The sequence below is a fragment of the Sandarakinorhabdus cyanobacteriorum genome (assembly GCF_002251755.1).
Taxonomy (GTDB): domain Bacteria; phylum Pseudomonadota; class Alphaproteobacteria; order Sphingomonadales; family Sphingomonadaceae; genus Sandarakinorhabdus; species Sandarakinorhabdus cyanobacteriorum.
In genome coordinates this window covers 1-25559 of the sequence record NZ_NOXT01000127.1, presented here as the reverse complement: position 1 = coordinate 25559, position 25559 = coordinate 1, and the positions used below count along the sequence as shown (strand labels likewise).

Sequence of the window (25559 nt, the reverse complement as noted above, 5' to 3'; positions counted from 1 at the left end):
AGTGGTGACGCTGGTGGAACGCTTCAGCATGGATGGCAGCACCGTCGACTTCGCGCAGGAAGACAATCGCGCCAGCGCCATGGGCGGTGGCCTCAGCGGGCTGGGCTTTGCCATCGCCCGGCACGATCCGCTGGCCAGCGCGCGCACCTTCATCGTGCGACACCGTCTTGTGCACGATGCCAACGGCTTTGCCATCAGCCGCCGCTTCTGCCGCGACGCCTTCGACACGCCGGGGCAGGATGCACTGGGCCATTATGGCCAGGGCCAGGCCCACAATGCCGCCGGGCAGGTGATCCGCGAATGGGCGCTGGATGCTGATGGCAGCCCAATCACCCAGCGCAACGGCGTCCGCTTTCACACGGTGCGCCACGATGCCAACGGCGATCCGGCCTCCGAAAGCTTTTTGGGCGATGATGGCCAGCCCGTGCTGTGCGCCGATCTGTTCGCCGAACAGCGCTGGACGGTCGATGCCCATGGCAATCGCCTGGCCACCGTCTACCTGTGCAGCGATGGACAACCCACGCTCCACAAGGATGGCTATGCCCGGTTCACGGCCGCCTTCGATGACTGGGGCAATTGTATCGAGGAACGCTGCTTCGGCCTTGATGGCCAGCCAGTTCTCAACAGGGCCGGCTATGCCCGCTGCACCTATGACTTCGATGAGCGGGGGAATTTCATCGCGGGGGCATGGTTTGACACCGACGACCGCTTGACCATGCATACCGATGGCCATGCACGGCTGGTGGTCAACTACGACGCGCGCGGCAACCCGCTGTCCAGCCGCTGTTTCGATTTGAACGGCGAACCGGCCATGCTGGACGATGGCACGTTCGGCTTTGACCAGCAGTTCGATGAACGCGGCAACTGCATTCGCATGGAAAGCCGCGCTTTCGACGGCCAGCTTGCCCCGTCGATCGCAGGCTGGGCCCGCGCCGATGCCCGCTATGACGGCCAGGGCAACCTGGTGGAGCTCGCCTATTTCGACGCTGCCGGCAAGCCAACCCTGCACCGCGACGGCTTTGCCCGCTTCACCAACGCCTTTGATGCCCGTGGAAACCGGATCGACTGGGCCTGCTTTGACACCGATGGCCGGCCGACGCTGGTCAAGGATGGCTATGCCCGCGTCACCCAAGCGTATGATGCGCGCGGCAATTGCATCGAGTGGGCCTATTTCGGCGCCGACGGCAAGCCGGCGGTGCACAGGGAAGGCTATGCCCGTCTCAAATCCGTCCACGACGCCCGCGGCAACTGCATTGCGGTGGCCTATTTCGACACTGATGGCCAGCCGGCATCGCACAAGGACGGCTACGCGCGCGTCACCAAGTCATATGATGCGCGCGGCAATTGCATAGAATGGAGCTTTTTTGGCACCGATGGCCAGCCGGTGGTGCACAAGGATGGATATGCCCGCGTCACCAAGTCATATGATGCGCGCGGCAATTGCATAGAATCGGGCTGTTTTGGCACCGATGGCCAGCCGGTGGTGCACAAAGACGGATATGCCCGCTTCACCCAGGCATACGACGCGCGTGGCCATGCCATCGCCACCGCCTGCTTCGGCATTGACGGCGCACCCACCCTCGACGTCCAAGGCTATCACCGCTGGACGGCGAGGGTGGATTATGCCGGCCGCCGCCTCGAACAGCTCTGGTTCGGCATCGAAGGCGAAGCGGTAAACCGTGAAGGAACATGGGCCGACGGCACGCCGTGGAAGGACCTGTTCGGGCCATGGCGCGACCTTATTGTGGCCGGCCTCCATGGCGCCGAACGGCGCGAAGCGATCCGTCGGGCCGGCTTTGCGGCGGTGGCGCGTGATCTTGATGCCCGCGGGCACGAGATTGCGCGACGCTATTTTGCCGCCGATGGCAGGCCTGCCGCCGGGCCGGAAGGTTTTGCATGTATGCAGATGACGGTCGATCCGCTCGGCAATCCAATGGCCATCCGCACGCTGGGCAGCGATGGCAAGCCTGGGCCCGGCCTGCACTTTACCTACAACGAACGGCGCCAGGTCGACCGCGTGGCCTTCGTGGACGATGTGGGCGCGCCGGCCACCTCTGAACTTGGCTTTGCCGCGCTGGCGTTCGTGTATGATGATCGGCTTCAGCACGCCGCCACCCGCTATCTGGCCGCCGATGGCAGCCTGATCCAGGAAGAGACGGCCGGCATCTGACTGGGTTGGTCTCGTCTTTTTGGACAGTTTGGCGGCGAAGTTAAGCTAATCCGTGGTTTGGTTCATTCTGCCATTTGGAGTGATGCCAAGGTTGGGGCGCCCCCCCCCAGAAAGCACCGTCATCTCCACCAGGAAGTTACACCACGACCGCGGACGCTAACCGGAAGGCAGGCCGCATTCCACGATCTGGGGTGGCGCCTGGACTTGCACAACCTCGCCCTCGCAATCGCGCAGGCAGAGTGCGTACGGCGGGTGACCAGCACGCGGAAGCTGATGGACACGACGTCGAGCCATTCGGTGATGTCCTCACCGATGGCGTGCGGATCGCCGCTGCGCCTCGCCGTGAAAGCCTCGATCTGCGCATACGCACTATGGATCGCGCTTGCATCGTCACACGACATCATCATAGCATCAGCACCGCCATCAACCGTGCCAGCAGGGCTCGCGGCTCACATCGCACCCAGTAAGATGGGGTTGGAACAGGGCTTCCAGCTGTATCATGAGCGCATCTGACAAGTGACAACAATTCTATGCCTGATTCAATATAAACACTGGCACTCACTCACGCTTGTGCGCCGCAGTCATCTCGGTAAGGCTTGACGCCTATCACGCTGGAAATTGACAGCAGATCAGTTAAAATATCAATTTGGTTTGCGCCTCTTCCTCGGTGGCCCTGGATCGACCGGCCATCCCAGCTTGGCTCCGTTGTTAAGCTCCGCAGGGAAGCAGAGTTTACCCTCCACCTTGAACCCGGGGTGGGTGCAATACATCCATCGGTCGAGCTGCCCGGAGGCCGCATATGCATAGGCGCGTCGCCCCTGCTCGGTCCGCGCCCATTTCGCGGCAGCATTGCTCTCGTCAGCAACTTCTGTGGCGTCACGGACGCCGGCTTCATACGAAATGCGCTGCAGGTAGAAGCCTCCGACCACCATATTGACGGCCACAACCACCAGAAAAAACATCGCCCATACAAACGACTGCGTCCAGGTCACGGCATTGACGGCCTTCTTCACCGCACCCTTCATCGCCCGCAGAGCCTCTTCCTGGGCGCCGGCAACCGCCACAGCAACTTGCGCCCTTGCCGCCTGCTCGGTCACAGCAACTGCTCGTGACGCTGCCTCTCGGATACGTTCCGGGAGATCGCTTGCGGACGACTGATACTCGTCGAAGAGCATCACGAACGCCCAAAGCGCATCGTCGTCCCGCAGCTGAAGCGCTTCCTGAATGCGCAGCAACCGCAACAGCTCGGCGCGTTCGGGCGGCCGACCACGATACTTCTCGAAGGACCTGGCAACGCTAAGCACTGATGGCATCCCCAAGGGCCTCGCGTACCCGCTTCAGCCACCTTTGCATTTCGATGCGATCAGCAACGACTCCCTCTTCGATGATCACATGGGGCGGCTGGCGTTCGTTATAGATCCTGTCGACGACACGCTTAGCCAGCACAGCCAGATCAACGACAGCGCCCCGCTTGCGCAGATCTGTGATAAGCGCCTGGTCCCCATTGAACGGCTTGAAGTCGTCCGGCTCACCAAAATAGAGGTTCCGGATGGCATACAGCGGTACGTCGGGCCACCTATCCGCAAAGGCTCCAATCTGATTCAGCGAATCCTGTTGGCGGTTCATCGCCCAGTACACCTGGATAGTTCGTTCAAGGGAATTCAGGCATTCGACCAGGAATGGCAGTGTGGTATCAACCTCTTCCTCCTGACGAGCGCCAGTGTTGATCACAATGTCATACTCAGCGTTCGCCTCGATGAGGTCGACGAGCTCGAGCCAGCCCTCTTGACGATCCAGCAAGATTGGCTCGCATCGCACGTCCGAGCTTCCACAATAGGCCATGTAGGCTTCGGAGTTGGCTGCGTCGCCCTCCACTAAAATGACCTGTCGTCCTTCTTGACGGAGCAAGGCGACAAGTGCGATCGAGACCAAACTCTTGCCTCCACCACCCTTGCGCCCCCCTGAGTAATGCACGACTCCGCTCCTCGCCCGTTTCTTGTTGGTCAAGACTAAGCCCTCCGATCTGCTACCGGAACAAACCGCCCGTTAGACCCGGGCCCTTCCTTCGTTGCCGCCGGGACGACAGCTGAACTGACGCCGGAAGCAGTTTTCGCCGCCAGCCCTTTGGCAACGGCCTGCTTCGGCTTCAGTTTCTTCGCCCGCTGAAGAGCTGACTTCAGGCTATCTGGCGAAATCTCGATCTCCGCCTGCTTCAAGATCTCGGCGATATCTTGAAATGAGTAACCTTTGCTCCGGAGCCGCCTGATCTCGGGTTCCAGCCTGCGCACTGCGGCCGTCTTGGTCACCTTCACGTCCACCTTGGCCTTGGTGCCTTTCAGGGCTTCACGTGCCTTTGTAACAGCATCCTTCGCGATGAACTGCCGTCCCATCAGGGTTCTCCTTTCGTCGGAGCAATTTTACCCTATCGCTATCTCTCTATACAAGCGTAAGTTTCTCATAAAAAACAATACGGACCGTATCGTAACTGGCAGGATGGGTGTTGTCATACGTCGCAAACCCAGGGTAAAATTTCGCTGTTGGATTTTTTTGAAGGTGTTCCTTCGATGTTCCTTCATTAAGGATCAGGACAATCAAGTCTTGGTTTGTAGATTTGCTTGGGAGGCGTAGCTGTATGGTCGAAGCGAACGAGGATGGAGGTTCGCAGCCGCTCAGCGCCGTCGTAAACGTGCGTCTGACTGAGGCCGAATGTCGTGAACTTCGCGAGGCAGCACAGGCCGCAGGCTTGACCCTCAGCGCACTCGTTCGGCGCCGGGCGCTCGGGCGGAAGATCGTGGTGGACGACCGCATCACGGTGGTTCGCGAACTGCGCTCGCTGGCTGTTGCACTGGACAGGTTTCCACCACAGCCTGACGCCGGATCGAATGCGGTGCCGCTCCTGCTTCGTCGTATCGGCGCCGCGATCGACAAGGTGGCAAAGCAATGATCGCCAAGGAAATCGTCAACAGGCGAACACGGCAATCCAAGTCTGGCAGGGCCACATCACTGGGGACCTACGTTGCACGGTTAGACACCGAAACCGCAGTGTACTGCGAGGGCACTGGGTTCTTTAGTGCAACTGTCAAAGGACGGATGGCGGAGATGGCCGCTCTGGCCATGGAAGCCACTCGGTCAGTCGACCCGTTGATGCATCTTGTGTTGTCGTGGCCCGTTCACGAGCGTCCTACGAACGCGCAATGTGATGCTGCCGTCAAAAGGCTTCTGCAATCTCTCGGGCTTGCTGCCCATCAGTGCCTCTATGCGTTGCACCGCGACACGGACAATTGGCACTTGCACATGATCGTGAACCGCGTGAATCCGCTCACGGGCCGCCCAATCGAAATCAACAAGGGGTTTACCCGCAACGCCCTGCAATGCGCGGTTGCAGAAGTGGAATCTGCCTTGAGCTTCGAGCCAGAGCGGAACGCAAAGTTTGAGATCCTGGACGGCAGGCCGATTTCACGGACGGCTCATCCTGACGCTTACAGGTTGACGACCGGGGCCCGCCGGTACGAGGCCAAGACCGGGCTCGCCTCGGCTCAGCGAATTGCGATCGAGCGCGCCAAACCGCTCATGGCGGGGGCCAGCTCATGGCAGGAGCTGCATATTGGCCTCGCAGATGCAGGCATGCGGTTGCAGGTTGAGCCGGGTCGCGGGGCGCTGGTTTGGGTAGGCAATGTAGCGGTGAAAGCCTCCTCGATCAGTCGGGAACTCTGCTTCCCTGCTCTCGAGCGCACGCTTGGGCCATATCAGCCGGCGCCGCCATCCATCGCGGATGGGAACAGAAAAGACCGTCATGGCGATGATGAGCGCTTCCAGGTCGAGCTTGATCCTGTCCTGGCCGACTATCACCGCCAGCGTTTCGCTCATGAGTTTGCTGCCAGGCAGAAGCGCAAGGAACGGCGGCACCAGCACGCAAAGGCCATCGCAAGTCTGAAGCAGCAGCAACGGGACGAGCGCACCCAGGTGCTGGCGGGAAGTTGGGCGGGCTTCGGCCGAATCCGGGCAGGGATAGTGTCGGTTCTGGCCGAGGAGCATCGCCAGAAGCGTGATGTCCTGGCCGCTGCGCACAGGGACGCAATGGCGGATCTGCACAAGAGCTTGCCCAGATTTCCAGACTTCGAGTCATGGAAGAAGCAGCGTGAGACTGCCGCCAAAATCGCGGTGCCTACGGCACTTGACCAGAAGGTTGGCGCTACCGTGGCCATCAAGACCCGAGATGTCGCGAAGCCCAAGGCCGCGAGCCCTGAAGAACCTACACGTTCAATGGCTGCGAGAAGTCCGGTCTCGGTCACTTCGTCGATACCAGCTCACCATTCACGTGATGCCGAACCAGCGAGCGCGGAACCGGTAAACGCTGCCGAACTTGCAAGACAATATGCCCGGCGGCGCTCCCGCGGTCGGTGAGTGGCTTTCAGATTTTCACAAGGACGGAGGTTTTGGGTGGGAACAAAGAGAGTGATGAAATGAGGTTCGTTGCTCTTCGGGTAGGATAGCAGGCGCTGTGGTTCCCGGTAGCCCTGCGAACAAGGACCACCATAATGGAACACCCAGCACCAGTGCCACACGAGGTCGACCCTGCGGCCGCACTGGCTCTTGCACAGATGATTAACGGGACGGGGTCATCGGCTTCACGACCGCCACCACTGATTGTGGCCGGTTTGCTGTCGTCGCTCAGTCATCGAGGCGAGTGGGCCATCGGAGCAATCGGACACGTGGATCATCCACCAAGCTTTGGGCTTTACGTCGCGTGCCAACCCGACCGGCGCTGCCCCGAATGCTGCGGGGTCTGTACAACCGAAAGCCTGGTTGCGGGGGTGCACCGTGCTACCGGTCAGCATGTGATCCTGCTCAACGCGGGTGGCTCACTGAGCGACCCATCGTGGATCCGCACCGAGATCCTGGTGAAAGACCACCCGGGCTTGTCCGGCGTCGCCATCCCGCAAATTGATGACGTGGGCCGGACGAGCTTCGCATTCCCCTCGATGGATTTGCTCCTGCGCATTGAGGGGGCCGACATCGTCACATGCAAACTGAATGCTCCGGCAGGAATTGTCAGTCTGCGGGCGCTGATGTTCCGCGAAGAGCTGATCCATGTGCGGCGGGACATCCTCCTGCGGGCTTCGCGGCACCATCCAACTTCGAAGATGGCATGACAATGGCGTGGATTGGCAACAGCCCCTCCTATGGCAAGCCCGCGCGCAAGCATGACCCGCGGCTCGTCACCGACCCAGATGGGGTGTTCCGTGATTTCGGGTACGACATCATGCGGCGAGCGCCCGACGCGGAAGGACACGATGTTACCGCATGGCTGCGACGGCAGCTGCGGATGAATACGCCCGGATTGATCGGCGCCCCTTTGACCCATGCCGTCCCGCGGGAAGATTTCGTCGAGGACATCTTCCTGGTCCCCGATATCTGCCCAAGCCATCTGGCCGACGCCGAAGCCTTCTGGCCCACGCTGCAAAAGGACGTGCTGTCGCCGGTTCAACATCTGTGGGGAGGGCCGACCTTCTGGTTCCCAGAGGCGACCAGCCAACATGTCCCGTTTCGCACCGTGAGACGCTTCATCGAGGAGGAGATCGTCCAGAAACTGCAAACGCCAGCCCACCTTGTTGCGCACGATCCAATCCGAGTCGCCGGCAAGGGCGACTATCACGTCCATGTTGTGATCTCAGCCCGGGCGGTGGGACCACGCGGGCTGGGCAAATTTGTCCCCGCCATTGTCTACCGGGGGTGCCAGCGAGCCATGTGGAGGGCGTGGTCATCGTTCAACGCGCGCTGACACAGCTCGATCAGCTTGCAGCCAGCACACCATCCAATGATGTCGCGGTGATGAACTTGGCTGCCAGCTCTTTGAAGTGCGCCTTTCCACAATCAATTTTGGCCCGTTCCTCATCGCGCAGGTTGTTGAGGTCACCCTTGGTTTCGCACACCAGATAGACGATCTTTTCGTCCTCATGTTCCCTCACGATGGCCCAATCCGGGTTGTACGTGCCCAGGGGTGTCGGGATGGTGAATGCCTTGGGCAGCTTGGCAAACACCTTGACCGCGGCGCTCTTGTCCATGTCCGCGGCCAGCTGCTTCTCGACGGTTTCAGAGTCGAAAACGATGTGGCTCAGCGGCGCCTTGGCGACCTCGATCATGCGAGACGGATCAAGCTCGGTTTCCGGGTGGAACAGCTCCTGGCTCCAGGCCTCATCCTCGATACGACGGTATTGTACGCCCTCGGCCAGCACCTTCAGCTTTGCGGCCTTGATGCAGCTGGTGATCGCATCCATAAAGGCGGTCGGGTTGATCGAAGCCTCGTCCAACCGGCCGGAATCGATCAGCATCTTGGCCAGCACCCGCCGCGGCAGATCAGTGCGGTTCATCAGCTCGGTGAGCAGATCCGGCACCGGCAGCTTCTGCGTTTGCAGTTTGCGGGGAATGGAGGTGTTCTGCACGTCCGCCATCACGCCTTCCCGCGTCACCTCCAGATTGGCTTCGGTGAATGTGATCCGCGCTTCACCCGGCGGTGGCATTTCGGCAATCGCCTTGGTGCCGGCGGCGATCAGCGTCGCATCGTCAAACGACAAGCGATAGGTCGTCTTGGCGCTGATCCGTTTCCACAATTCCTTGAATTCGTGGCTGTCCAGGATGGCGAGGTTAAGCTTCGTGGCACCGGTCTTGCTGGCGTCGGTGATCTTGATCTTGCGGGTCAGGCGCATCAGCCGGCTGCGGATCACCTTCTGGGCGGCTTCGGGTAAGCTGGCAGGCAGCGGCACAGTGCCGGACCGGAGCGCCTCCTTCAGACGCTCGTTCACCTTGCCGTCCTTCTCAACCATGCCGGCAGCGCGCAGGGCAACGAACACGCTGTCAGACTCCGCCACACTCAGCTTGCCGATGCTGCCATCGGGCATGGGGTATTGCAGGCCAGCGAACAGGCTCTGGGAAACAACCCCCATCTTCACGCCGAGGTCCTGCTCGATCTCCTTCTGCAGGCCGTCGGCAAAGCTGTTGAAGTCCTCGTCCGATACGACGGTCAGCCGGTTGATCCCTTCGTCGCGGCGACGCACGCCATGCTGGTCCACGGCCAGGCGTAGGCCGCGGCCGATGGATTGGCGGCGCTGGCGTTCCGTGCCCATCGAGCGCAACACGCAGATCTGGAACACGTTGGGATTGTCCCACCCTTCACGCAGGGCAGAGTGGGAGAAGATGAAGCGCAGCGGCTCGGCTTCGTCGAGCAGCTTTTCCTTGTCCTTCATGATCAGGTCGAAGGCACGCTCGGCGGCGTCGCGACTGGTCTGGTTCGATAGCTCACCCGCAGCGTTCAGCGTCGGCTCGATGAAGCGCCGCTGCTTGTCCATCGCGAAATAGCCTTCATGGGCGGCCTTTGCGTCGGCCGGCACCTTGGCAAACAGGCTGGCAAACTCCGGTTTGGCCGCCAGCTTGGCATATTCCTCTTCAAAGATCGCCACGAGCGGGCCGGGCTGCGCCGTACCATCCTCGGCATAGCGGCGATAATCCGGTACCTGACCGATGAAGAACAGGCTTAGCGTCTTGATCCCGAGCGGGCGGTTGGCCAACTCGCGGCGGAAGTGGTGCTCGATCGTCTGGCGCACCATGGCGCGCTGCACGCTCATCGCATCGACATCGTTAATCGAGGCGCCGGTCGAGAGTGTTTCGGTCTTGCCTGGGGAGATGATCTGGACTGAGCCGCCCTGGCGCGCATCGATGTCGCCCACCCGCATCCCGGCGTAAACCGTGCGATTGCCCGACAATTCCAGCAATTCATCGCCATCATGTGCCCACACCGCCTTGCGGGTGACACTGGCCGCCTGCTGCGCCGAAATCTCCAGCCGGGCGCGCGGCACATGGCCCTTGCGGGCTTCCACCTCCAGCAGCTTCACATAGGGGCTGTTGTCGGCATCCTTGATGCTGGCTCCGTCCACCGCGATGCTCTTCACCAGGCCCTGTTCATGGGCGTCGAAGGCATCCAGGCGATAGACTTGGTGGAATTGCCGCACATGGGTCGCGGAATAGCGCAGGCGCGCCATCGGCTTCATCAGCTTCAGGATCTTGGCGCCGGCGCCATCGGGGTTGGCGTCCACCGATTGCGGCTCATCGATGATGATGATCGGCCGGCAATCAGCCACCCATTCCACCGCCGGTATGTCCAGCGTCTGCTCGCGCGCCTGTTGGAACACGGCTGATTTCGTGCCCAGCGATTGGATGGTGGCGATCATCACCCGGATGCTGTTGGCGGTGGCGAAATCGCGGACACGGGCCAGATCGCCGCTGTCATATACAAAATGCTGGAAGGGCACGCCGTCAAAGAGCGCGCGGAAGTGGTCGGCGGTCTGCTCGATGCTCTTCTTTACGCCTTCGCGGATGGCGACGCTGGGGACGACGATCACGAATTTGGTGAAGCCGTATCGCCGGTTCAGCTCGAAGATGGTGCGCAAATAGACATAGGTCTTGCCGGTGCCGGTCTCCATTTCCACGGTGAAATCCATGTCTTTGGACGACAGTTTGGTAGAGATAGGTAGGGCATTTGCGGCCTGAACCCGCTGCAGATTTTCAAGAATGTCTGTGTCGGGATCCAACGTCAGCCGGTTGCCATAGCCCAACTTGCTGTCCCCTAGCGGTAGTTGCCACTCCTTGGCGGGCGGCGCGACGGTGAACACGCTGGATTCCGGCACCTGGCCGTCGAATAGGTCACATACCGCCTCTATGGCGCCTTGCTGGTGGGGCAGATCGGCTTCAAACAGAAACTTCACAGCGCGGCGATCCTAGAGATCAGCTTGTCATTAATGCGCTGGCGCAGGATGGCGGCGACATTGGCCTTGGCGGCGGCCGAGGCAAAGCCACTGTCCTTGAACCAGAAGGCGGTCTGGCCGGCGGGCGCCAGCTCGGCGCGCCAGGCGGCGATGCCCAGGGCCAGTTCCTCGGCCTTGGCGTCAGCAATCGTGCCCAGGCACACCATAAGCGCGCCACCGCCAAAGCTGTGCACGGTCTGGCCGGCAATGGTGCGGGCTTCGCTTGGCATGGCGAGATCGATGCCAGTCTTCAGCATCAGCTCGACCAGCAGATCATCCTCGCTGCGACCGGCCAACACATTGTCCACCGCGTCCAGCAGACTGCCGGCCAGATCGTCGCCATCGGGCTGCCAAGGGCGCAGATTCGACGTGGCCAGCTTGTAGACGCGGAAGCCGGCGTCGAAGTCCTTGCCGGGGTGCTCGGCCTTGAGCTTTGATCCGGCGCGACGCAAGCGTTCCTTGGTCAGTTCGGCGATATTACGCGGCTTGCCGATGGAATCGCAAAACTCCACAGCGACCTTTTGCTCGGACTTTGATGAGTCAAGAGGTTCAGGAATTTGAACGAGGATATAACGGCGGTTACCACCATCGACGGCATTTTGAGCTAAAACAGCATGACCTGTAGTGCCGGAACCAGCGAAACAGTCGAGCACTATATCGTCAGGTTCAGTCACATAAGAAATAAATGACTTAGCATCGGAAATAGATTTAGGGTTATCAAAAACGCGGCGTCCTTCAAATAAATTTGTCAGTTCATTGGTAGAGGACTGGGCGTAACTAAAAAATACGCTGCCCATGACCTGATCTTTATTTTCAAATATATTGGTTCTTACACGAGGGACGGTAGTTTCATCTGGGCCGAATACAATCCTTCCCTTGTCCACCTCTTCCCAAAATCGTTCCGGAGTTGGATAGCGCCAACCACTGGTAGGGAGTTTTACCGGTCTGCGCGTTTCGGGGTGTAAAACTTCATACGTAGGGCCTCCGCCGCCGGGCCAATTGATGTTTCCGTCGTCTCTAAACGGCCCTTTTGCATCCACCTTTCTGAAGCGCGTCAAAGGCTCTCGTGGGTCCTCGGCGGGAATGGTTTCATAGAACGCCAGCAGCTCGCCCCTTATCGCTTCCCAGTCATCACCGTATTCGCCAACCAATCGATCAAAGAAGGCCTTTAATTCCTCAACTCCTGACTTTAGGCCACGGAACCGAGTATCCAATTTCTTTAGTTCGATCTCCGACTTGAAACAAATAACGGCATAATCGTGGCCAATTGAGAAATATTTCGCATCATTTTTTCTGTTTCTTTCAAATACAAGACATCCAACGAAATTTTCTTCTCCGAAAATTTCAGCCATAAGTTTATAAAGATTTGCAAGTTCAGTATCATCAATAAATATTGAGATGATTCCATCGTCCCTGAGCAGTTCTCTTACAAGCATCAATCTTGGATACATCATGTTTAGCCAGTCGGTATGGAACCGCCCGCTGGACTCTTTGTTGGTCGTTAGCGCAACTCCATCGGCGCTAAACTGACCAGTCAGTTGTTGGTAATTTCGCAAACTATAGGAATAGTCGTCGGGATAAACGAAATCGTTCCCCGTGTTATAGGGCGGATCGATGTAAATCAGCTTGACCTTGCCCGCGTAGCTACGCCGCAGAAGCTTCAGCACCTCCAGATTGTCGCCCTCGATCATGATGTTCTGGGTGCTGTCCCAATCCACGCTGTCGGCCTTGGCCGGGCGCAGCGTGCCCTGGCTGGGGGTGAGGGCGTGGGCGCGGGCGGCGGCTTTGCCCTTCCAGTTCAGGCCATAGCGTTCCTCGCCGGTTTCCACCGCTTCGCCCACCAGCTGGCGCAGTATCTCCACATCAATCCGGCCATCGCGCACGATCTGCGGAAACAGCGCCTTCAGCCGCGCCAGATTCTCGGCCGCCACATCGCCGCTGCCGGCGGCATCATCGGTGGCGGGGGGCAGGGTCATATCCGTCATCATCAGTCTTCCAGTGGCTGGCCCAATTCGGCCAGTCGTTTGTTAAGGGCTTGGCGATCAGCTTTAAGCTGCAATTTCGCTTTGTCATGCGCCTGTTGGGACAGCTTCACCACCTGGCGCAAGGTGGTGAGCTCGGCAGCTTCCTTCGTTGTCAGATCGCGCTTCAATGGCTTTTCCTCCGCAGGCTGCTTCAGGGCGCGGTTTCGCTTGCGAAGTTGGGAGAGTTTCCGCCGCTGATTGCGGGTGAGAGGGCCCTTGTGATCGGGTTTGACCACCAATGCATGCATTTCGGCCTGCGTCAGCGGCTTTGGCCGTTCGACTGGCTGAGCCGGGGCCTCGTCTTCCATTCCGTCATCATTACCATGGCCAAACCAGTCAGGCGTGTGCGGGCCAATGATGGTGCCGCCGCCGAGATAATCGCCTTTGCCCACATGCCCCTCCCTAGATGAGAATTTGCCAACCACCATTTTTCTGACGATGCGCTGCCGGGACCGACTTCATTGCTCGACAGGGTCATCATTCACGTGATCTTTGCTGGCAGCCGCGCGCTTCACCGGCAGTGCTGCCCGCGCCAAGGCCTTTTCTCTCCTGATCGCTTGAGCCAGCTTTCTTGCCGCTTCCGCTCGCGCCTCTGCTGCCAATTGGGCGCTTTTGGTCTCGCGTGGTGTTGGAGTGCGCGGCTTGGATGATGCCGGCCACGCCGCCCGCTGTTTGGCAACACCGGCCATGGCCAGCGCCGCATCAAGTGCCCGGTCCAGCGCCTGCACGCTGCCATAAGGTTCGTCATCGTCAAGGGCAGGCGTCGGCGTTGGTGCCGCCTTTTGCTGTTGCTTCTTGGGCGAGGGCGGCGCTGATTGCGGCTTCAGCCGATCCAGCATCACCTTTTCAAGACGGGAAATAGCCTTGGGCTTGTCAGCTGTGCGCAGCAAGGCAAGGCCGGCTTCCTGCACCGGGTCAAGCGGGCGGTTGGTGACGCTGGCGGGCTTCTTCTTCGCCTTTGCCGGCTTTGGCGGCTTGGCGCCCGGTGCTTTGGCCTTGGACGGTTGCGGGGTCGCAGTGTTGTTGGCGGCCCCATTGGTTCGGACTGAACGCGTTCGGCGACCGGTGCCAAACCAGCTATAATCCCAAGGGCGAATGAGTGTGCCGCCACCGAAATAGCTGCCCTTGCCCAACGCCCCACCTCCTACGCCAACAAGTTGGAAACAGAATCGCGCTTCTGCTTCAAAACACGGGCTTTTTCACCCAATGCCACGGCTTCGCGCAAGCGCTTTTCCGCTTTCGCCGCCCGGGCGGCCGATTGCCATTCTGCGTCAGCCAGCCGCCAATCGGCCAAGGCCTGCCGACGCGCGGCGGCCGCTTCGCTGGAGGCCAGCAGGCGGAACGCGCCGCCAGTGATGCGGGCAGCATTGAAGGCCTCCACCCGTTCAATCAGCCCATCATAAAGCGCAGCCAGATCTGTGCGGGGCAGTGCCACCATAGCCAAGCTGGCAATGAAAGCCCGAGATTGGGCGTCTGCCGTCAAGGTCGGGCTGGCAATCATGGGGCCAAGGGCCAGCGTGCGCCCATCCTCACCGATGTGCCGGGTAGCCAGGCTGATGGTGACCGCGTCACCGGCCGTGATCAGCATGATCGGCGCAGGAATAGCCCGGTGGATGATCTCGACCAACCGGGCTTTGGCTGTCCCATTGAGCGTGAGAGCAAGGATGTTGATGGCCGGCACTGTTGGCGGATTGGCGGTTATGGCGATGGTGGGCGTTGACAGCTCGGCCAGCCAGTCAAGGCGTGCAATGCCTTCGTCGACCAGCTTTGCATCGGCCTTCCGGGTGGCGCCATGATCGATCAGCACCGTCTTGGCGATGCGCCGATCCACACGGGCCTCTGGAGGCAGGCCGAAGGCGTTTATGATCGCAGCAACAAGATCGCTGGCCATGATCGCTCAGCCATCGCGCGGTTGCGGCGGTGGCAGGATGGCCAACCAGGCGACCACCTCCCAATCGTCGAGATCGCCGCCGCCGGCAACTCCAGCCCCGCCGCGGCTGAACAGGGCATCGATCGCCCGTTCTTCGGCCTTGCCGCCAACGGCCGCCACCGCCCGTTCCAGCAGGTTGGTCCAGGTGCCCATGCGATCGCCATTGTGGGTTGCCCGATCAAACCGGGCCCAAGCTTCCTGCACGGTCGCCTCGGGCAGAGAGGCGGCCAAGCGCAGCAGGTCCAACGATTTTTTCGGATTGCTGTGGGGGACCACCACAACCTCGTCCATCCCGATGTACACCAGCGCGTGGGGGCGCAGCGGATCGGCCGGATCGAGTGTCGCCAGGGCGGCCTCGGTTTCAGCGCGGAGGATGAACAAGGCACCGGGTGGAAAATCCTCTGAGGCCGGGATCGGGGCATAGATCCCCGGAATCGCCGGCGCATCGCGCAGCTGTTCGGGAAGCTGGGTGAAGTCCATGCGCAGGTCGTTCAGCGTCATGTCGGTGATCGACACGCCGCTGTTCAGATCCTCGAGGTCGATGGCGCGGGATTGCAGGGCTTCCAGCTGGCGCCGCCGGTAATCAAGATCGTTCATCCGATCACCGGGTTCGACCTCGATGATGTTTTCCTCGCCCGTCGCAGACACGTCGAGCAGCTTCATGCGGCCTGACACGGTCTTTTGCAGGCCGATGTAGGCGTCGAGGTCCATGTTGGGCCAGAAGTTCACCAACTGCACAGCGGCGTTGCGGGAGCCAAGACGATCGACGCGACCAAAGCGTTGGACGATGCGAACCGGGTTCCAGTGGATGTCGTAGTTCACCACCGTGTCGCAGTCTTGCAGGTTCTGGCCTTCGCTGATGCAGTCGGTGGCGATAATGATGTCGATCTGCCGATCTGTCCTGCCGCCACGAGAACCGGGTGAAAAAGCGTCCAACAGGCTGGCCAGATCAGATGCAATGCCGGGCACGTTTGTCTTGTTGGCGCCCGAACCCGTCACCAGAGCGAGTTGGGCTGGATACTCCTCTGCCAGAGCGTCGTAGAGATAGCGTGCCGTATCCGCGAAGGCGGTGAAGATCAGCAGTTTGCCATTGCCCGCGTTGAACGGCTCGCGCCGCTTCTGGGCGATGTGCTCCTTCAGCTTGGCCAGTTTCGCATCCCGGGCAGCGGTGATCGGCCTGGCCTTTGCCAACAGCGAGAGCAGGCGTTGACGGTCATGGTGCAGATCCTGCAACCATCGCGGCAGATCAGCATCTGCCAGCAGCAGCTTGACCCGCTTGCCGATACCAACCTCATCGACCAGCGGGTCATCATCATCCAGGTCTTCGATGCTGGGCGCCTCAAAGGTGTCATCGTGGGCGTCGATCCGTTTGATGAGGGCATCGACCTCGGCCAGCTGCCGTTCGATGGTTAGGACAAACGAATGGATCGACGACTCCATGCGCTTCAAGAGATTGACGCGCATGAGGCCAACCAGGCTCTCTTCGCGGTCTGACTGAAGGAAGGTGCCCTTGCCTGACACCGCCTGGCTGTAGCGCCGCTCATACGCCTCGCGCTTGCTGTCGAGGACGTATTTCATCGGGGCATAGGCGGCCAGCGTCAGGCGTCGGATTTCTTTGTTGATGTCGCCGATAGGCGGGAATGCGCCCGTCGTATCCGTGTCCGCATATATGTTGATGGGCGTCCGCTTATCAGGAAATCTTCCTGTCTCGTCAGTGCCGTAGTACTTCTCGATATGCTTACGTGAACGGGCAATGGTCAGCAGGTCCAGCAGCCGGAAGTAGTCAAACCCAAGCATATCAAGCAGCCGCTCGGATGAACGCCGCTCGTCAGTGAGGGCCTGCCATTTGTTGAACTGGCTTTGTGCCAGACGAACCGTTGCCGTGATGCTGGAGATGCCGTGGCCGGCCAGGGCGTCATCCTTGCCTTCAGTTGCGAACGCGATCTGGTTTTTTAGGTCGTTCAGGCGATTGTTGACCGGGGTTGCCGAAAGCATGAGCACTCTGGTGCGAACACCCGTCTGGATGATCTTTCGCATTAACCGATCGTAACGGCTGTCATGCTCGGCACCGGTGGGCCTGTTTCGGAAATTGTGGCTCTCGTCGATCACGACCAGGTCGTAGTTGCCCCAGTTGATGTGATCGAGGTCGATATCGCCCGATAGACCGCCGTCGCGCGACAGATCAGTGTGGTTGAGCACGTCATAGTTGAACCGATCGACAGCGAGGTCATTGCGGGTGTCGTTCTGTCGCCAGATGGTCCAGTTCTCGCGCAGCCGCTTTGGCGCGAGTACGAGCACGCGGTCGTTGCGCAGTTCGAAGTATTTGATGACCGCCAGCGCCTCGAAGGTTTTGCCCAAACCGACCGAGTCAGCCAGGATGCAACCGCCAAACCTCTCCAGCTTTTCGATCGCGCCAATCACGCCATCTCGCTGAAAGCGATACAGCTTCGACCAAATTCGGGTCTGGCGAATGCCGGTGGCGGCTTTCACCGTCGTCGTGGGGTCCGTCTCGGCGATCTCACGAAAAAGGGTCCGAAGCGATTGAGCATAAACGCGAGGGACTGCCTGCCTGCCGGCAAAATCGGAGAGCGCCAGAATCAGACTGTCTGCTGGCTTGGCTCCATGCCAATGGCTCGCAAACATCGACTTGAAGTAGCCGACCTCCGAAGGGTCATCAGCCAAGGTCACCATTCCGATTGCCGTTTCGGGGACCAGCCCGAGACCGCCCAGCGTCAACGAGCAGGAACCGGCCATGGCAATGTCGGCTTCGCCCGTTGCGATGATCCATGACTGTGCCAGAGGAAGCTTGGCTGCGCGCACCGATCCAGCGGAAGTCAGTGCATTCAATGAGACGTCCGCGAGCTTGCGCGACCGCAATCCGTTTCTGGCTCGGCGCTCCTCAAACGCTCCGGGCAATTGAGTGTATGGTTGCAAGTCACCGGAGACGAGGAGTTCAACGCTTATACCAAGCCCCGATTCAGGAACCGCAGCGGCTAAGCCCCCTAACGTCAAATTGTGAGTCGCAAGCTGGAGGCGGGTACCTGTTGCCATCGCATTGCTCAGCAAATCGATGGGCCGGTCGCCCGGCGAATTTGTCACGATCCTCATGCCGCCAGCATCACTGATTGTGTATGAATCTGACAAGCCCTCCCGAAACAGAGCGGGCTGATCCGACGATTGAATGCAGCATGCGTCTTTAAGCCGAATTGGCACCTCTAAACCTTGGGATGCGGGGTGAACCGGGCTGACCGGCTGATGTGCGCTCCTTCCTGAACAAAATAGCTGTGCGGAACGGCGATAGAACGCTAAATCGGTGCGCGTGGATCGGTGGAGAGGCAATCAAGGCAGGAGGGGCATCCGGGAGTGTGGATTGAGTCTATCAGGATCGAAGGGGGCACTCTCGATGGATTCCTTCAGCAGCTATGTCCCGGCCTGAATGTTCTCATCGGCGGCCGTGGCACCGGTAAGAGTTCGATCATCGAGCTCATTCGCTTTTGCCTTGGAGCGCCCCCCTCGTCAGACGCCATCGCCAAAGACGCACTCGAGCACGCCCTGGGCGTGCTCGGGGACGGAAAGATCACCATCACTCTTACCGACGGAAAAGACCGCCTCGAAGTGTCGCGCATAGCGACCGATGAGAGCGACAATTGCCCTTTTGAGGTCACACCCCCTCTCGTCTTCTCCCAGAAGGAGGTCGAGCAGATCGGCGCGCGCTCGCAATCCCGGATTCGATTGGTCGATACCTTCGTCTCGGGGAGGGGCGCGGCCGCGGCGAAGCAGGGCCCGCTGCACTCGCGGATCAAATCGACCTCCAGCGAAATCCGCAGCCTGCTCGTCGAGATCGACGACATCTCCGAGAAGTTGCTCGCCTTACCCAAGCTCCACGCCAAACTGGCCGAGCTTCGGCAACAGGGGGCGGCGCAACGAGCCAGAAGCGCCGAACTTGATTCGCTTCGGCGCCAGCTCGATATGCTAATGCCGCTCGCCAGCGCGGCCAATGTTCGTGCCGCCTCGATCGAGCGATCCGCCGTCAGGCTCGGCGACTGGACGGACGAACTTGAACTCATGGTCAATCGCCCGCCGACGATCGAGGTATGGCCGACCGAGGCAGCGACGCCTGACCAGCTCGAACCACACCGAAATCGTCTTGCCGCGGTCAATCAGACCCTGGCGACCGCCATCGCCGAATATCGCAGGATAACGGCAGAGCTGGAAACGCTTCGACAAACGGCACAACGCGAGAAATCGGCGGTCGAAGCACAAGGCCGCGAGGTCCGTCAGAAAATCGAGGAGCAGCAGAAAGGCGCAAGCATCCTCGATCGGCAGATCGCCGAGCTGAGTCAGGAAATCGCCGCGCTCAACTCGTTGGAGGCGCTCAGGGCTGAGCGGATCGAACGGATTGATCGCGTGAGCCATCAACGGCAGACGGCGCTCGACGAGATGCACGCGCAGACCCTGGCGTTTACGCACAGCCGTCACCAGATTGCAGCGAAGCTCACGACCGCGCTGGCACCGGCAATCCGTGTCACGGTCAAGCCGCTGGCAGATTACCGCTCCTATGTCAGCGTGCTGAACGGCGCCCTGCGCGGGAGCGGTCTGCGCTATCGTGAGCTGGCCGACCGGATCGTGGAGACCTTCAGCCCGCAGGAGATCGCGATCCTGGCGGAAAAGGCAGATGCAAACGCGATCGGGTCGGCGCTGGAGATCAGCGAGGAGCGTGCGCATCGTCTCGCTGAAGCGCTGCGCGGAGACGCAGGAACCGAACTGCTCGTAACTGAGGTCGGCGACGAGGTCGTGATCGAGCTGCTCGACGGCACCAGCTTCAAGACAACAGATTTTCTGTCGATGGGCCAGCGCTGCACCGCCGTCCTGCCGATCATTCTTCAGCAAAACGAACGCATCATCGTTCTCGATCAACCTGAGGACCATCTCGACAACGCCTTTGTGGTGGGCACGCTCGTCCAGGCGATCCGCGCGCGCAGCGGTTCCGCCCAAACGATCATCGCAACCCACAATCCCAATATCCCCGTGCTCGGCGGCGCGGATTGGGTAGCGCACCTTGAATCCGATGGAGATCGCTGCTTCGTTCAGGTCGCCGGTGCCCTGGAAGAAACCGAGGTCGTGAACGCCATCACGAATATCATGGAAGGCGGTAGGGAGGCGTTCCAGCGGCGAGCAGCTTTCTATGCCGAAAGTATCGCCAGTGGCACTTGATCCTGTCCGCAAGTTAGGTTCGACGGACCCGCGTGAGCGACTCGATGCCGCGCGATACCTCGCCGACCATGCCCAGGATAGCCAGTCAGAACTGATCGAAAAGGCGCTTGCCGTCGAGACAGTGGCGTGGATTGCCAGTGCCCTTCGGCGTGCGCTCCAGCGCATTAAACCGACAGAAGCCCGCCGTGCCGTGCCGGAGCGGACCGATGTTTCTCCCGACCAGACAGCGGCGATATACTCAGAAGCACTCGAAACGACCGCCAAACAGATCATCCATGAGATCGAACCCATTCTAGGCACACTGCGCTTGTCGGCGGAGACTGAAGTGCCCAACTTTGAGGGCTCAGATACCAAACGTGGGCTCGATCGGATGGAGGCACTCGTCGCCGGCTTGGCACGATTGCGCCGTGCCGCAAGCGCCCCGAAGATTGAAGAGTTTTCGCTCAACCACTGCATCTATGAGTGGATCGAGGAGGAGGTCGGTCACGGCCCTGTCAGTGTCCTGCGTGCTGGGCCGCAGGAATGCACCGTCGAGGCCGACAAGGGGCTGGTGTGCCTTGGGTTCGCAAACGGCCTGCGCAATGCCATCGACGCAACGGTTGCCCTGGATGTAGAGGAAGGGAGCTTTCCCGAAATCACCGTCAATTGGGGGATCACGGACAAGGACGTCTGGATCGCAATCGTCGACGCCGGCGTCGGGTTTCGCGGCAATGTCACGCGGGCTTTCGAGATCGGTTCAACGACCAAGGCCGGGCATCTCGGGATGGGATTGGCTACCGCTCAGCAGGCGCTGATCTCGCTCGGCGGCAGCGTGCGTTTGATCCCCGCTGAGCGCGGGGTACGTTTCGAGATGCGCTGGCCGAAGGCAATCATCTGATGCGCATTCTGCTGGTCGAGGACAAGGTCGACTTCGCGGCGTCAATCGAGAAGGCGATTATCGCAATCGACGGCTGCGAGGTCATCTGGAAGCGGAGTAAGGCCGGGGCACTAGGCGCGCTCGAGCAGGAATCTTTCGATGTCGTGATCCTCGATCGCCGCATTCCTACCGAAGACGACTTTCTCGACGATCATCAAGATCATGGTTGGGCGGTATTCCAGACGATCGCCGAACGGAAGCCCGGCACCTCGGTCTGGTTCCTCACCGGCACGGTCGATGCTGATTTTGCCGTTGAGATGTTGAGGGACCACGGCCGACGCGGTGACATTCATTGCTGTGGCCGCGACGACCCTGTCCATCAGGTATTCTGGAAGGACAAGATGACCAAGTGCGTCGCGGCAGTCCGCGCGTTTCGGGCCGATGTCCAGCAGACAGATCAAATCCACCTAGAGTATGCGGGCACACCCATCAATCTCAGCGCGGATGAAATCCGCCTACTCAAGTTGTTCGGACGCAGGTATGGCGGCTCGAAGATCGAGATACGCTCGTTGGCCGGCGGTCTTTCCGGGGCAAGAGTCTTGCGAGTGACGGTGTTCAATGGGGCTGGAGCGCCGCAAATCACTTCCGTCGCCAAGGTCGGAACTTTTGACGAAATCGAGGTCGAGCGGGGCAAATATCATGCTGAGGTCGTGAAGCTGGCGCCCGGCTCCTTTCCTCAGATGACTGCTCAGATTGGGCTTGGTGCCGGGCAATATGCAGGCATCTTCTATGGGGTGGTGGGCACCGAGGTCAGAAACCTGTTCGATTTGCTTGACGATGATCCGGCAGCCAGTGCAGCTGTACCGGTCAAGCTTCGCGCCGACCAGGCCACCTGGCACGGCGCACGACAGAGCGAAAGGCTGCGTGTCTCCACGATCCGACGCAGCTTAGTCAGCGACGTCGTTCTCCAGGGCCTCGGCAATGAATTGGTCGGCTTCGAGTTAGGACCGGTCGAAGCCATCGAGATCGAGGTCGCGCGCTGCGTCCAACACTGCGATCTACACTGCGCTAATGTGCTTTTCGACGATGTCGCCCGCCCTATGGTCATCGACTATCCCGAGATCGGGCGTTCGCTCGCGTCGCTCGACCCCGTCGCCTTGGAACTGAGCACGATATTCCACCGGGACGCACCAGGCCGCGCGGGATGGCCGTCTGAGGATCAAGCGATAAACTGGACCGACATCGATCAGTTTTGCGCTGGCTCCCCCTACGATGCCTATCTTCGAGCGTGTCGGACCTGGGCGTTGGAGATCGCTGGCTCGGAGCGCGAAGTCTGGGCAGTCGGCTACAGCTATGCCCTGCGGCAATTGAAATACGCTGATACGGACAAGACTCTTGCAAGGGCCATTATCCGGGGATGCGTTGCGCGCTTGTTAGGCGGGGCTGCCGATCCTGCGTAGCCTTTGAGCGCCAGGTTCATGTTCGAGGTGTGAACCGCGCCGGGTTTGTCGGAGCCTATTTGGTTTGAGTCACGCGGTGATAGCCGCTCCGTTGATCATGCCATAGCAACGTTCCTCTGCTTCTGCGGACGGGATGTTGCCGATGGGTTCGAGCAGTCGGCGGTGATTGAACCAGTCGCCCCATCCCAGCGTGGCGAATTAAACGGCTTCAAACGACCGCCACTGGCCGCGTTGATGGATGACCTCGGCCTTGTAAAGGCCGTTGATCGTCTCGGCCAAAGCGTTGTCATAGCTGTCGCCGACGCTACCGACCGATGGCGCGATCCCGGCCTCGGCAAGCCGTTTAGTGTAACGGATCGAGAGATACTTGCTACCGTGATCGGAGTGATGGATGAGGCCGGCGCGCATGGAGTGCCTGTTCCGGCGCATCCAGGACCAAGCCTGCATGCGCGGTGAGTTATCCTCGCCAGCCCACGATGCGGCGGGCGAACGTGTCGATGACGAACGTCCCATAGACGAACCCTGCGCCGGTCAAGACGTACGTGGACCGAAGGGCGGCGAAGCCGACTCCGAGACCCAGAGCATGTCAGGTGCGGGCGTGTGGGACTGCCGATTGACCCGGTCCAGCGGGCATGGCGCCGAGCGACCGCAGATCGTGGTGCGTACCGGCTTGCCCCGAATCACGTCCGCCCGCGCCATCGTTCGCATCAGCGGGGCAACCGCGCGGCGTGCAACATCGAAACCTTCACGTGGAAGCTGATGCCAGATCTTGCGGACACCATAGACACGGAAGTTGGCATCCAACATGCGACGCTCTTCGTTCCTGAGCGCGGCGTCCCGCCGCGCTTTGTCGGACAGCCCGGTTGGATCATCGCGCTTGGCAACATGCGCATGTTAGGTAGACGTGGCGATCGGCAACAGCCTGCAGATCGGCTCGCCTCCACGAACGGCGCGGTGTTCGTCGATGAACGCGATCATCACTTCAACGGGCGGTCGAGCTCCGCCATGGCAAAGAATGCCTGGGCCAACATCCCGGCGCGCTCCAACCGCAAGCAGCGCTTCGCCTTCTTTGGCTGGCTCCACCGACAGCGCAATCTTATCGAGCGCTTGATCAGTCGTATTACGCACTTCCGTTGTGTCCCAACCCGCTATGATAAGCGCCCGGAAAACTAACTCGCGGCCGTCAAACTCATCTACGCTCGCATCTGGTGCAACCCGTAATGAGTCCACTTCCCGCGGGCTCGAGCCAGCAGCAATCAGCTTGTAGTACTTGAATGTTGATTCAGCCTAATATACCCAGTGGGACGTTTAGGACACGCCGTTGCTTGGTACACAATCAAAGCACGGAAAAGCCGAGGTGGGCACAATAATGTTGCTACTTGCTATTCTGATATCCAGTCTTACATGCGGATTTATTGGTTCGTTTATAGCTAGAAATAAAGGAGTTCGTGAAAGCACTGGATTTTTATTTGGCTTTTTTCTTGGGCCAATTGGTCTTGTTGTGGTTGCATTATTGAATTCGGAGAATTCAGGCCGAATTCCTGTTTCAGCTATATTTGATGGAAATCGAGATTTGTCAAATGAGCGCTATAAGCTTTGGTTAGCACAGAAATACAACATAATCAAAAATGATATATTAGATCGATATGTTGTTGGCGGAGAGTCATTTTCAAGTTTGGAGCAAGGGCTTGGCTATGCTGATCAACTTGAAAATATTCAATATGAGAAACGAAAAATTCAGGAAAATGGCGTCAAATTCAACAAAAAACTATTCATTTATTTCACTATCATTTGCATTACGGGCGCTACAATACTCTTTGTCAGAAAGCGGGTGATCGATTACATCGATCATCGTGAGGCGATTTCAGTCGCAGATGAGGCTGTCGCAGCAAGGCGAAGGCAGATTTCCAGCGCTCTGGCTAGCGCCAACTTACCTTTAATTCCATCGGCAGAAATGACTGACGTTGACTATAAGAACCATATGTCAACTTCGGACCTTAAGGATTTAAACTTTTTGACGAGCGTTGTGACCAGTCCGGATGGAAAATTTGGAGACAAATGCTCAATCAGTGTCGCAGATAGCTACTCGACGGATTATTCTGGAAAGTCGATCTGGTTTGGCTCTTCAGAATCTCCGGATAAAGTTCGAGAATTTTACGAAAATCAACTAAAGAAAGCTGGCTTTACAAGGGCTAGCCGATTTCATGTTGATGATGAAGATAGGATTGAATATGCTAACAAAGAGTACGTCGTTTTTCTTACATCATCACTTATTGAAGGAAGAACAAATGTCGGCATATGCGTTCTAGGGCGGCAGATAATGGAGGATTCATTGAAAAATAAACAAATCTATGAAGCAAAAATGGCAAAGATTGAGGCTAATTATAATGCAACACAACGCCGAATTGAACGGCAGTTAAGATCATATGGCTTGGGATACTAGACGTAATTTGACAGAAGTGCATTTTTAGGATTCTCAAGAGTCGCTTGGAGTGACTCATAGGATCGCGAATTGTGGAGGCTGGCTATAACGGAAGTTTGACGGAGCGAGCTTGCGGATTGGCTTCGGACTTTTGTGGCAGAGTTGGGTGATCGGCGCCGTGCCCTGGATGTACCCAGGTTATGTGGAGGGCCTGATCGGTCCTGGTCATCGCAACAGCGTACAACCGATGGCGCTGCGCTCGTTTGTTCATTCCCGACAGTGGTGACAGATACATCATCGCCGGCCATTATCATGTTATCACGTAATCGTGTTAACATGCGAACGTGGGGGTGTGATGAGAGGCAGCTTGGTGCTCGTCGCCGGAGCGGCGTTTGCGGCGGGGGTAGCGGTGGGCCATTTGGGCGGGGCCAGCATTTTTGGCTATCGCTCTGAGGATGAGTGTCGTGTGCGCGAGATGCAAAAGCTTCAAGCGGACTCGAGCGGGGCCAGATTCGCCATCGTCGAGTATTGCATTCAATTCCGCAAATAGGGCGAGACCATGCCGACCATCGCCATCGTGAGCCAAGAGGGCGGCTCGGGCAAAACGACCTTGGCCGTTCACCTGTCCACCGCTGCGAGCGCCGCTGACCTGCTTCCCGTTTCCTGGGCCGTTTTGAGCTGGAAT

At 59.3% G+C, this 25559-nt stretch carries 20 protein-coding genes, 1 pseudogene and 1 other annotated feature; of the genes and pseudogenes, 11 read left to right on the top strand and 10 right to left on the bottom strand.

The genetic code is table 11. From position 1 onward, the window contains the following. Together CHU93_RS16765 and CHU93_RS17390 are read left to right on the top strand one after the other, a co-directional pair. Positions 1-2170, top strand: a 2170-nt coding sequence (locus tag CHU93_RS16765) for a hypothetical protein (RefSeq protein WP_207759309.1), incomplete at its 5' end; no start/stop codon positions are given. Positions 2171-2374: 204 nt separating this feature from the next. Next, complete coding sequence (locus CHU93_RS17390) at positions 2375-2683, top strand: hypothetical protein (RefSeq protein WP_133064453.1); 309 nt, start codon at positions 2375-2377, stop codon at positions 2681-2683. Between the two features lie 128 nt (positions 2684-2811). Here the strand turns inward: CHU93_RS17390 and CHU93_RS16755 are convergent, their stop codons facing one another. Genes CHU93_RS16755 through CHU93_RS16745 form a run of 3 tightly spaced genes read right to left on the bottom strand, consistent with a single transcriptional unit; the run spans position 2812 to position 4560 of the window. Beyond that, on the bottom strand, positions 2812-3474 hold the full coding sequence (locus CHU93_RS16755; protein WP_094475287.1) for a hypothetical protein: 663 nt from the start codon (positions 3472-3474) through the stop codon (positions 2812-2814). Beyond that, positions 3467-4177, bottom strand: a complete 711-nt coding sequence (locus CHU93_RS16750) for a hypothetical protein (RefSeq protein ID WP_133064452.1) — start codon at positions 4175-4177, stop codon at positions 3467-3469. The genes CHU93_RS16755 and CHU93_RS16750 overlap by 8 nt, the downstream gene beginning before the upstream one ends. 2 nt (positions 4178-4179) lie before the next feature. Further along, entirely contained in the window at positions 4180-4560 is a 381-nt protein-coding gene (locus tag CHU93_RS16745; RefSeq protein WP_094475285.1) for a hypothetical protein, read from the bottom strand. Between the two features lie 242 nt (positions 4561-4802). Here CHU93_RS16745 and CHU93_RS16740 point away from each other — a divergent pair, with 242 nt between their 5' ends. The 4 genes from CHU93_RS16740 (at position 4803) to CHU93_RS16725 (ending at position 7952) form a co-directional block, all read left to right on the top strand. Beyond that, on the top strand, positions 4803-5114 hold the full coding sequence (locus tag CHU93_RS16740) for a plasmid mobilization protein (protein ID WP_094475284.1): 312 nt from the start codon (positions 4803-4805) through the stop codon (positions 5112-5114). Next, on the top strand, positions 5111-6574 hold the full coding sequence (locus CHU93_RS16735) for a relaxase/mobilization nuclease domain-containing protein (protein WP_094475283.1): 1464 nt from the start codon (positions 5111-5113) through the stop codon (positions 6572-6574). Before CHU93_RS16740 ends, CHU93_RS16735 begins: the two co-directional genes overlap by 4 nt. Before the next feature lie 434 nt (positions 6575-7008). Further along, positions 7009-7323, top strand: coding sequence for a hypothetical protein (locus tag CHU93_RS16730; protein ID WP_094475282.1), 315 nt, complete (start codon positions 7009-7011; stop codon positions 7321-7323). 2 nt (positions 7324-7325) lie between these two features. After that, the gene (locus tag CHU93_RS16725) at positions 7326-7952 is read left to right on the top strand and encodes a hypothetical protein (RefSeq protein WP_094475281.1); all 627 of its coding nucleotides are present in this window, start codon (positions 7326-7328) and stop codon (positions 7950-7952) included. A gap of 10 nt (positions 7953-7962) precedes the next feature. Here the strand turns inward: CHU93_RS16725 and CHU93_RS16720 are convergent, their stop codons facing one another. From CHU93_RS16720 to CHU93_RS16695, 6 genes are all read right to left on the bottom strand, one after another. Next, a complete protein-coding gene (locus tag CHU93_RS16720) occupies positions 7963-10929 on the bottom strand; it encodes a restriction endonuclease (RefSeq protein ID WP_094475280.1) in 2967 nt (988 codons plus the stop codon). Then, positions 10926-12956, bottom strand: coding sequence for a site-specific DNA-methyltransferase (locus CHU93_RS16715; protein WP_207759308.1), 2031 nt, complete (start codon positions 12954-12956; stop codon positions 10926-10928). Before CHU93_RS16715 ends, CHU93_RS16720 begins: the two co-directional genes overlap by 4 nt. Then, complete coding sequence (locus CHU93_RS16710) at positions 12956-13384, bottom strand: hypothetical protein (RefSeq protein ID WP_094475279.1); 429 nt, start codon at positions 13382-13384, stop codon at positions 12956-12958. The genes CHU93_RS16715 and CHU93_RS16710 overlap by 1 nt, the downstream gene beginning before the upstream one ends. 66 nt (positions 13385-13450) lie before the next feature. Further along, a complete protein-coding gene (locus tag CHU93_RS16705; protein ID WP_094475278.1) occupies positions 13451-14125 on the bottom strand; it encodes a hypothetical protein in 675 nt (224 codons plus the stop codon). Between the two features lie 11 nt (positions 14126-14136). Next, on the bottom strand, positions 14137-14883 hold the full coding sequence (locus CHU93_RS16700) for a DUF4391 domain-containing protein (protein ID WP_094475277.1): 747 nt from the start codon (positions 14881-14883) through the stop codon (positions 14137-14139). Positions 14884-14889: 6 nt separating this feature from the next. Continuing rightward, positions 14890-18030, bottom strand: a complete 3141-nt coding sequence (locus CHU93_RS16695) for a DEAD/DEAH box helicase (protein ID WP_094475276.1) — start codon at positions 18028-18030, stop codon at positions 14890-14892. A gap of 255 nt (positions 18031-18285) precedes the next feature. Here CHU93_RS16695 and CHU93_RS16690 point away from each other — a divergent pair, with 255 nt between their 5' ends. Genes CHU93_RS16690 through CHU93_RS16680 form a run of 3 tightly spaced genes read left to right on the top strand, consistent with a single transcriptional unit; the run spans position 18286 to position 22452 of the window. After that, positions 18286-20136: an AAA family ATPase gene (locus tag CHU93_RS16690; RefSeq protein ID WP_133064451.1), complete on the top strand. Its 1851-nt coding sequence runs from the start codon at positions 18286-18288 to the stop codon at positions 20134-20136. Then, entirely contained in the window at positions 20126-21013 is an 888-nt protein-coding gene (locus CHU93_RS16685; protein WP_094475274.1) for a sensor histidine kinase, read from the top strand. Before CHU93_RS16690 ends, CHU93_RS16685 begins: the two co-directional genes overlap by 11 nt. Continuing rightward, positions 21013-22452 (top strand): response regulator, encoded by a 1440-nt coding sequence (locus tag CHU93_RS16680; RefSeq protein ID WP_094475273.1) that lies wholly within the window; start codon positions 21013-21015, stop codon positions 22450-22452. Before CHU93_RS16685 ends, CHU93_RS16680 begins: the two co-directional genes overlap by 1 nt. A 69-nt stretch (positions 22453-22521) precedes the next feature. Here the strand turns inward: CHU93_RS16680 and CHU93_RS18075 are convergent. After that, positions 22522-23463: pseudogene (locus CHU93_RS18075) on the bottom strand (IS3 family transposase); the annotation flags it as partial. Then, positions 23358-23472 (bottom strand) — a sequence feature (AL1L pseudoknot). It overlaps the preceding pseudogene by 106 nt. 301 nt (positions 23473-23773) lie before the next feature. Between CHU93_RS18075 and CHU93_RS17380 the strand changes: the two are divergent. Together CHU93_RS17380 and CHU93_RS17375 are read left to right on the top strand one after the other, a co-directional pair. Then, on the top strand, positions 23774-24895 hold the full coding sequence (locus CHU93_RS17380; protein ID WP_165768790.1) for a hypothetical protein: 1122 nt from the start codon (positions 23774-23776) through the stop codon (positions 24893-24895). A 538-nt stretch (positions 24896-25433) separates the two neighbouring features. Then, positions 25434-25559 (top strand): nucleotide-binding protein (locus tag CHU93_RS17375; protein ID WP_133064447.1); only part of this gene is annotated, 126 nt, incomplete at its 3' end.